Consider the following 8,170-nt stretch of genomic DNA (forward strand, 5'->3'; position numbering starts at 1 on the left):
TTGTCCTTCTGGCTCACCGCCCGGGCCTCGGCCAGGGGCAGAATCCGTTTGAGGGTGGCCTGGGCGGTCCGCAGCACGGCCTCATGCTTGGCCAATACGGCCTTGGCCACGTCCAGCGACGCCTGGAACGGTCTCGGGTCGATCTCGAAGAGGAGCGCGCCCTTCTTGACGAAACTGCCTTCCTGGTAGTTCTGTTTGATCAGGTAGCCTTCCACCTGGGCGAGGATCGTGGCGTTCACCAGCCCGTCCATGCTGGCCACGTAATCCTGGAAAACGGGAACGTCCTTTTGAACCACATCGGCCACCGCCACCTCCGGCGGCGGCGTCTGGGCCGCATCCGTCTGCGCTTCCTTTTTTTTCTCCTCGGCGTAGCCCACCGCGCCGAAGACGGCCACCAACGCCATTAGAACCAGCATCACGATATGCTTTCCCTTCACGTCGCCTCCTCTGACCTCTTACCGAATGTGAGTGTTGACAGTTCCGTAAGGCCAATTTCTGCGTTGCGCTGCATCTCGAAGTTGCCGCGGGGGCGCAGCCCCGACGGAAGGGCCGATCATGACTTCAGAAGGTCGTCGGCGGCTACGGTTGCCAGCATGGCCACCCGCTTCAAACGGCCGGGAATCTCCAGTTCGGCCATGACGATGGCCTGGCTATCTTCGGTTGCGGCTTCGTTTTGTTTCATGCCCATCCGATCCAGGCGAATTTCCAGGGTTTTTGCCGTCAAAGCGGTGTCGGGGCTGGTTAAAATGCTCTCCAGCTTCCGCAGGACATCACGCGGCGCTCCCGCCCCGGGTTCAAGCGCCCTGAGCTGCTGATCGATCTCGGCCAGGAGCTGCTGGGCCTTTTCGTCCTCCGCATCGGGTGGCAAGCCGCCGGCCAGGAGGGTCTCCAAACCGCGCTCACGGGTGCGCCGAAGTTTGATCTTGAACTCCAGGTTGCGACGCTCGGCGGTAAGTTCCTCGCGGATCGCCTGGTCCCGCGTGACCTCCTCAATGGCAAGCATCGCGATCACATTCAAGCCCCGGTGAACCAGCTCACGGCGGATCTCCTCCGCGGTCGCCATCGGCGCCACGACGCGGTGCTCGTAGAATTCGACGGCCTTCCGGGGTACGTCGCGCCGCAGGATTTCACCCTCCACGGCTGTTGCGAAAACCGTCCGTTCCTCTTTACGGGCCGTGAGCAGGACTACAGCGGTCTTCCCGCCGCCCTCCTGAAAAAAGGATGTCAGCTCGCCGCAGTTTTGCAGCAGGGTCTGAACCTCTCCGGGGGTGGCAAAAAGGGCGTGCACCAGCGGGTTCTGGTCCCAAAGCCGGCCTGAAAGGTCGAACGGACCGGGTATGGTCGCGATCACGCCCTCCATGTAGCCCAGGGCGTTTTCCAGGGGCTTTCGGAGCTGTTGCTGGTATCCCGTGACAGATCGCATCGAGGGCTCGCTGTCCTCAACCATGCGCTCGATCCACTCGTCCAGCAACGCCTCCCGTTGCCCCTGCGATCTCTTCAGCTCCCGGTATTGGGTCCACTTGTCCTTGATGCCCATATTATCCCCACCCGTCTGCGGCTCAGGAAGGCGGCTGCCGGCGGCTGGCGCCACTGTGCGGATCCACCTGGTCCCTGGCCTGTTCTATGGTGTCGATGCCTGTGGAGTATGAAATTCTGTCGAAGCGTATTTCAGGCGTTTGGGACGCCATCTCGACCACCAGCAGGATGTTGCGGAACGTTGCCGAACTCAAATGGCGCTGCAACCCCTCCTTGCTCGCCCAGATTTCCTCTATCATCAACGCGCGCCCCCCCGTTATTTCCTGGTAGAGGCGGCAGCTGACGCAGCCCGCTTCGAGTTTGATCCGTTCGATCATCGACCTGAGAATGACCAGCGCCTCTTTGCGCTTCCTGGCGGGAATCAGCATCCGGAAGGTCGCGTGAATGCGGATTTCCGCGTCATTCGGCCCGTCTGAGACAGATGGCAACTGCTTGGGTTCGGCCAAGGGAGACACCTCCGGCAAAGGGGTCGCAAGACGTTAAAACGGAAATCGAGACTCTCAGGCATTGCGAAACCCGTTCCCAAACCGCGGCGACAGGCCTTTTCTCTTACAACATGCCGGGATCGTTTAAATTAATTTGAATTTGGAGAAGTTCGCGGGAGAACTGAAAGGATTGTTTATGCCGAAATATCGGCATCAGGCCGCTATTTCGGCATCAGGCATTGCCCCTGTGGATCCCCAAGCGCTTCATCTTGGATTGCAGGGTGGTGCGCTTCAGCCCTAAAATTTCGGCGGCCCCGTTGGGTCCCGTGATCCGCCAGCCGGTTTTGGACAGGACATCCAGGATATACCGGCGCTCGACCTTCTCCAGGGTGCCGGTGGGGCGAGGCTTTTCGGACTTGAAATCGGGCGGGTGCAGATGCAGGGTCCCGCCGCCGCTGGTGATCATGGCGTGCTCGACGATGTTGCGCAGCTCCCGGGCGTTGCCCGGCCAGGAGTAGCGCCTGAGGGCCTCCATGCTGCGGCGGTCGATGCGCTCCACCGGTTTGTTCAATTTTTTCTCGTTCTGTCTGACGAAAACCCAGACCAGCGGGGGGATGTCCTCGGGGCGTTCGCGCAGAGGCGGAACCGCAATCGGGAACACGCTCAGCCGGTAGTAGAGATCGCTGCGAAACCTTCCGGCGGCGACCTCCTGGGCCAGGTCCCGGTTGGTGGCCGCGATGATGCGGACGTCCACCTGAAGGGGCTTGGTGGAGCCCAGGCGTTCGAACCGCCCATCCTCCAGAACCCGCAGCAGCTTGGCCTGCAGGTCCAGGGGCAGCTCGGCGATTTCGTCCAGAAAGAGCGTCGACCGGTGGGCCACCTCGAAGCGGCCGGCCATGCGGGTCAGAGCCCCGGTGTAGGCGCCCTTCTCCCGGCCGAAAAGTTCGCTCTCGATCAGGGTGGGGGGCAGGACCGCGCAGTTGAGGGTCACCAGCGGGCGGTCTTTGCGTTGGCTCAGGCCGTGAATGGTGCGGGCCAGAAGTTCCTTGCCGGTGCCGGTTTCCCCCAGCAAGAGCACGGTGGCATCGGTACCGGCGACCTGCTCCACCTGGGCGAGCACGCGCTTCAAGGCCGGGCTGCGGCCGACGATGCCGTCGTGGCTATGCTGGAGCACGATCTCATTTCGCAAGTAGAGGTTCTCCTGCTCCAACTGGCCTTTCAGCCGCCCGATCTCCTCCAGCTGTTCCCGCAGCCGTTCCTCCATCTCCTTGCGCGCGGTGATGTCCAGGGACACCCCCATCAGGCGCTCCGGCAGCTCCGGTGCAGCCGAATAGGACCGCCCCCGGGAGGCGATCCAGCGGGTCTCGCCCGGGGGCCGCTGGATTCGATATTCGACGTTGATCATGGCGCCTCCCTCCAGGCACTGCCGAATGCTCTCCTCCACAATACCGCGGTCCTCCGGCAAAACGATGGCCATGAACCGCTCCAGGCCAAACGCCTCGTCCCGGGCAAAGCCCAGCAGGACCCGCAGCCTGTCGGAGGCCCAGATATGCCCCGAACCCGGATCCAGGATCCAGAAACCGGCCTCCGCCGAGGACGCCGCCAGGCTCAGGCGCTCCTCGCTCTCGCGCAGGGCCTGCTCGGCATTCCGGCGCGTCAAAGCATTCACGAGGACCTCCCCGAGCAATTGCAGCCGCGGGATGATTTCCGCCGGCCAATCACGCTCGTTTCGCACCGCATTGATGGAAATCATATGATCGACGGATTCGCCCAACAAGATGGGTATCGTCAGGGTGGAGCGAATCCCCAGTTGGCGCCAGAACTGCTTGCTCGCAAGGGGTGCCTCCGGCACGTCGTCCATCCGGGTAAACGCCACCACCTCGCCTTTTTCCACCAGCTTCCGGTATGCCCACGGGTTCTTCGATCGGGGAATCTCCATCCCCTTGGGAATCGGTGGGGCGTGCGCCGAGGCGGCGAGATGGGTGATCTGGAAGGAGGCCTTGCCCGGCAGTGTCCGCACCAGGGCGCAACGGTCCACCTGAAAAAACGTCATCACCATTTCCAGGGCGCGTTCGATTTCGCGGTCCAGCCCCTCGGCGGGAAGGTTGACGAAGCGGGCGGAGAGGTCCGAAAGCAAGCGTTCAAAGCGCAGCCGCTCGGAGAGGGCCTCCTCGGCCTGCCGGCGCTGGGCGATCTCCAGTTCCAGGCGCCGGTTGGCTTCGGTCAGTCGCGCGTTTAGCTGCGACAGCTCGGCCGTGCGCCGTTCGGCCAGCTCTTTGGGGCGGTTTTGCAGGCGGTAAAGGCAGATATGGGCCTTTACGCGCTGCAGCAGCTCCTCGGCCCGATACGGTTTGGTGATGCATTCGGCACCCCCGCCGGGAAAACCTTTCATGTTTTCTTTGGGGTCCTGCAACCCGCAGCTGAAGATCACCGGGATGGCGCGCATGGCCGAATCCTGCCTGAGACAGCGGCAGGTGTCCACGCCGGCGAGGTCGGGTACGCGGCTGTCCAGCAGGATCAGGTCGAAGGAGCCCTTCTGCGCCAACCCAAGCGCCGCGTCGGCGCTCGGCGCGAAGCGGACTTCATAGCCGGCGCGGGTCAGGATCGCCTCCAGCGCCCGGCTTCGCGCGGGGTCTTCTTCCACAACGATCAGCCGGCCCGCAAATTTTTCCGAAAGTGGGGTATCCATGGCTGGGATCTTCAAGCCTTTCTCCGGCAAAGAGGGGTTGCCGCGGACCGGCCCTCGAAAGATGATTTCGATCGTTTCCAGCGGAAGAATTGAAGGTCGGTCGTCATGGCTGGCCGTCGAGAAACGAAAAGCGAACCCCGGTCTTGGCCGACATGAGTATGCCAGGTAGGTGGTAGGGAGTCAATGGCAGCGTCAACTCAAAAGGCTGGCCGGAGAGCGATGTGGATATCCTCTTCGAATTCGATCCCGGCGCGAACCTCGGATCGTTCGCTTTTGCCAGGTTACAGCGGTGTTTGCAGGATCTCTTCGGCCGGCAGGTTGACCTGGCGACACCGAAAGCCCTTCACGAGGCACTTAAACAGCGTATCCTCGAGGAGGCGGTGCATGCCGTTTCGCCATTACCGCAGCTTTTCGAATTCGGCGGCGATCTCGCGGCTCAGCGCGGCAACCGCCCGGCTTGCCGCGGCCACCAGCTCATCATATCCGCCACCCGTCACCGCCTCCTGGACGACCGAATTGCCCACCGCCAGGGTTTTCTGACCCTTCGGCTCCTTGAGGGTCCAGCTTGCATTCAGTCGGACCGTGTCCGCCAGCCGGCCGTCGAACTGGCCCACCACGACGCTCAGGCGGTAGGCTTCGTCGGGGGCATGGGCATCGGAGAGCACGTTCACTTTTTTTGCCGCCAGCAAGCTGCCCAGATTGGCCACCAGCACGCGGGTGAAGTTGTCTCCCAGCGAGCCGCCCCAATAATGGGTATCGGACATCAGGATGCGGTTGTCGTCGGCACGGGTGACGATCTGCGGGCGGTCGATCACGGTGGGGATTGCCACCGGCAGCACCGCCAGGAGGGTCCCCGGGACGGCTCCGGTCTGCCCAGCCGTCTGGGGCATGGGGCTCAGGGTATAGAAGGTGACCGGGTCGCTGGTCCGGAACAGACACCCGCTGAGCGCCAAAACCGGCAGGCTCAGCGCACAAAGGATCTTCAGTGCCGAGAAGGCGTGTTTCATTGGTTGGTTTCCTTTCCGCGCAGGAGCGACCCCGGCTGCCGCTCGAGGAAATCGGCCAGCACCCGCAGGGCGCGCGCGCTGGCCGCCAGCTCCTCCAGCGCGATTTTCATCCGGATCTGAAGCGGCGAATCCGATTGCAGCGAAGCGGCGCTGGCCGCCAGCGCCGCCTGGGCCTGCTGCAGGGCGGCCGTGATTTCCGGCGCCGTTTGGGTGCGCAACTCCGCCGTGAGGCCCTGAATTTCGTTGACGGCGGCCGTAAGCGATTTCACGGCGTCCATAAGCTCAGGGGCGTTGGTGATGCGCTTGGCGCCCTGAACGGCGTCCCGCAGGTCGCTTCCGATTTGATCGATGGGGAGATCTTCGAGCTTGGCGATCAGCCGGTTCAATTTGGTGCCGATCTCCTCGAACTGGGTCGGCAAGGTCGGGATGCTGGGATAGCGGCCTTCGCGGCCGAGCTTGGTGGGCGGCTCATCCGGGAAAAATTCCAGGGCCACGTACTGCTGGCCGGTGACGATGCTGCCGGAGCGGAGTTGGGCGCGCAGGCCTTTTTCCACGAACGCCTCCATTCTTTTCACGCTTTGCCGCGGCTGATCTTCCCCCCCGATGGCGTGTATCCGCTCGGGCTGGATGGCGATCAGCACGGGAATGTCGAAGGTGTTTCGATTGACGTCGAAGTCCAGCCGGAAGTCGACCACATGCCCGACCTGGACCCCCCGAAATTCCACCGGCGCCCCCGGCGAAAGCCCGCGCACCGAACTGGTGAAGTGCAGGAGATAGTAATTTTGGACGGTGTAGGTTTCCTCCTCGGCGGCCTGCCGATCGGGAAACAGCCTGAAGGACCCGGCTTCCGGATCCGCCGCCGCCGCGGGCGGTCCGAATTTCTCAATCACGTCGAAAGCCACGCCGCCGACCAGCATCGAGACGAACGATTCGGTGTTGACCTGGATTCCGCGCGCGTCCAGCTTGAGATCAATGCCGCTGGCGTTCCAGAAGCGCGTGTTCTGGCGCACAAACGCCGGGTAGGGGTCCTTGATGAAAACCTTGAAGGTGATGCCCGTACCGTCGGGGGCCAGACTGTAGGCGGCCACCCGCCCGACTTCGATCTGCCGGTAATAGACAGGCGAGCCCACATCCAGCGAGCCTTTGCGCTCGGCCAGAAGGTCGAAGTGGCGACCCTTCTCCCAGGTGGTCACGATGGGGGGCTCCTCCAAGCCTTCGAAGTGCAGGACCTTTTTCCCCGGCGCCCCGGGGTCGATGTCGATGTAGGCCCCGGAGAAGACCGTGCTCAGACCCGTCACCGAACCGGCACTCACCCGCGCGCGAACCACCCAGAAACGGGAATTCTCGGAGAGAAACGCAGCCGCCTCCTTGATGAGCTGGGCCTTGACGATCACCTGGTTCAGGTCCCGGCTGAGGGTGATCTCCTGGACCTGCCCGATCTCCACATCCCGGCACTTGATCTTGGTCTTGCCGGCTTCGAGCCCCTCGGCGGTCTTGAAGCTGATTGTGATCTCCGGCCCCTTCTCGGAAATCGCCTTGTAGATCAGCCAGCCGCCGATCAAAAGGGCCGCCAGCGGCACCAGCCAGACGATGGAGACACTTCGCTTGCCGGAACGGATGACCGGCTCGGGGAGATCGGCAGCCTCGGGTTCAGGGGGTGTGTTGGGGTTCATCGTCGGACTCCTTTACATCCCAGATGAGACGGGGGTCGAAGCTCATGGCGGCAAAGATGGTGATGACCACGACGGCCGCGAAGAACGCCGCCCCCGCCTGGGCTTCGATGTTGGCCAGCGCCCCCAGGTGCACCAGGGCCACCAGGATGGTCACCACAAAGATGTCCACCATCGACCAGCGACCGATCGCTTCGGTGATGCGGTAGAGGCGCGTCCTGTCCTTGGGCCGCCAGCGGATGCCCCGCTGGACGGACACCAGCAGAAGCATCAGAATCAAAAGTTTCAGCAGCGGCACGAAAATGCTGGCGATGAAAATGACCAGGGCGATGGGCCACATGCCGCTGTGGATAAAGTAGATGACGCCGCTCAGGATGGTATCCAACTGAACCACGCCCAACGAGGTAACCTTGGTGATGGGCAGCACGTTGGCGGGGACATAGAAGAACAGGGCCGCGATCACCAGGGCCCAGGTGCGGGCAATGCTGTCGGGTTTGCGTGAATGCAGGGCGGCGCCGCAGCGCGGGCATCTTCCGGGCGGTTCCGGGGACCCGGGTAGCTTTCGGACGAGCAGATGGCATACCCCACAGCTCACCAGGGACTGGCTTTTAGCCGTCCGGGCGACAGGCCTCATCGGGGACCCTCCCAGCGGCCCCAGATCTCGTGGGGGTCCAGCGAGGACATGCACGCCGCCAGAACGAAAATCAGCGCCATGAAGCAGAAGGCGGCCGGTCCCGGGATGATCTGGGCCATCTTGGCCAGCTTGACGACCGAGACCAGAATCCCCAGCATGAACACCTCCGTCATGCTCCAGGGCGCGATGCTGCGCAGCCAGCGGAAGAC

The 8,170-nt window shown here is 63.1% G+C and carries 8 protein-coding genes; all 8 read right to left on the bottom strand.

Translation table 11 applies throughout. The features are described from left to right. Nucleotides 1-437 (bottom strand): biotin/lipoyl-binding protein (locus LJE63_16650; protein MCG6908234.1); only part of this gene is annotated, 437 nt, incomplete at its 3' end. A gap of 116 nt (nt 438-553) precedes the next feature. Continuing rightward, nucleotides 554-1,537 carry a hypothetical protein gene (locus LJE63_16655; GenBank protein ID MCG6908235.1) on the bottom strand — a complete coding sequence of 328 codons (984 nt, stop codon included), beginning with the start codon at nt 1,535-1,537 and terminating at the stop codon, nt 554-556. A 22-nt stretch (nt 1,538-1,559) separates the two neighbouring features. Next, nucleotides 1,560-1,982 (bottom strand): antibiotic biosynthesis monooxygenase, encoded by a 423-nt coding sequence (locus LJE63_16660; GenBank protein MCG6908236.1) that lies wholly within the window; start codon nt 1,980-1,982, stop codon nt 1,560-1,562. Between the two features lie 211 nt (nt 1,983-2,193). Beyond that, nucleotides 2,194-4,650 carry a sigma 54-interacting transcriptional regulator gene (locus LJE63_16665; GenBank protein MCG6908237.1) on the bottom strand — a complete coding sequence of 819 codons (2,457 nt, stop codon included), beginning with the start codon at nt 4,648-4,650 and terminating at the stop codon, nt 2,194-2,196. 398 nt (nt 4,651-5,048) lie between these two features. Continuing rightward, entirely contained in the window at nt 5,049-5,657 is a 609-nt protein-coding gene (locus tag LJE63_16670) for a PqiC family protein (protein MCG6908238.1), read from the bottom strand. Then, nucleotides 5,654-7,330: an MlaD family protein gene (locus LJE63_16675; protein ID MCG6908239.1), complete on the bottom strand. Its 1,677-nt coding sequence runs from the start codon at nt 7,328-7,330 to the stop codon at nt 5,654-5,656. The genes LJE63_16670 and LJE63_16675 overlap by 4 nt, the downstream gene beginning before the upstream one ends. Then, nucleotides 7,308-7,961 (bottom strand): paraquat-inducible protein A, encoded by a 654-nt coding sequence (locus LJE63_16680; protein ID MCG6908240.1) that lies wholly within the window; start codon nt 7,959-7,961, stop codon nt 7,308-7,310. Before LJE63_16680 ends, LJE63_16675 begins: the two co-directional genes overlap by 23 nt. Continuing rightward, nucleotides 7,958-8,170 (bottom strand): paraquat-inducible protein A (locus LJE63_16685; GenBank protein ID MCG6908241.1); only part of this gene is annotated, 213 nt, incomplete at its 5' end. The genes LJE63_16685 and LJE63_16680, both read right to left, overlap by 4 nt.

Source organism: Desulfobacteraceae bacterium (assembly GCA_022340425.1).
Classification (GTDB): domain Bacteria; phylum Desulfobacterota; class Desulfobacteria; order Desulfobacterales; family JAABRJ01; genus JAABRJ01.

What these genes read in the sequence shown, in the direction of transcription:
- LJE63_16655 (MCG6908235.1), bottom strand. Translation starts at nt 1,537, where the DNA reads ATGGGCATCAAGGACAAGTGGACCCAATACCGGGAGCTGAAGAGATCG.
- LJE63_16665 (MCG6908237.1), bottom strand. Translation starts at nt 4,650, where the DNA reads ATGGATACCCCACTTTCGGAAAAATTTGCGGGCCGGCTGATCGTTGTG.
- LJE63_16670 (MCG6908238.1), bottom strand. Translation starts at nt 5,657, where the DNA reads ATGAAACACGCCTTCTCGGCACTGAAGATCCTTTGTGCGCTGAGCCTG.
- LJE63_16675 (MCG6908239.1), bottom strand. Translation starts at nt 7,330, where the DNA reads ATGAACCCCAACACACCCCCTGAACCCGAGGCTGCCGATCTCCCCGAG.
- LJE63_16680 (MCG6908240.1), bottom strand. Translation starts at nt 7,961, where the DNA reads ATGAGGCCTGTCGCCCGGACGGCTAAAAGCCAGTCCCTGGTGAGCTGT.